Source organism: Parendozoicomonas haliclonae (assembly GCF_900174585.1).
GTDB classification, from domain to species: Bacteria; Pseudomonadota; Gammaproteobacteria; order Pseudomonadales; family Endozoicomonadaceae; genus Sansalvadorimonas; species Sansalvadorimonas haliclonae.
On record NZ_FWPT01000066.1, the window covers coordinates 1 to 423 of the forward strand.

Sequence of the window (423 nt, forward strand, 5' to 3'; positions counted from 1 at the left end):
AGGTAATCGAGCCGCCATCTTCACTGGTGGTCGGTGTCGCGGTCAGCGTGATCGTCACTTCATCCTGATCATCAGTGATCGCGGTGACCACTTCCTCCTCGCTGAACGTCAGGTTCTCAAACTCGCTACCACCGGTGACGCCGGTAATGCTGTTGGCAACCGTATCCCCGTTTTCGACCCAAACATCATCCCGATCGATGGCCAGGTCTACCGTGCCACTGGTGGCGCCGGCCTGGATAGTGATCTGCTGCTGGTTGGCCAGTGTGACGGTCAGACCATTGTGGTTAGCAACCGGCAAGCCGTCGACGTTAGATAAAGTCGCGGTGTAGGTAATCGAGCCGCCATCTTCACTGGTGGTCGGTGTCGCGGTCAGCGTGATCGTCACTTCATCCTGATCATCAGTGATCGCGGTGACCACTTCCT

1 protein-coding gene is annotated in these 423 nt (G+C 57.2%); it reads right to left on the reverse strand.

Features of this window, described 5'->3' with window-relative positions; translation table 11 throughout:
• Positions 1 to 423: immunoglobulin-like domain-containing protein (locus EHSB41UT_RS24700; protein ID WP_165767399.1), on the reverse strand; the 423-nt coding region annotated here is incomplete at both ends.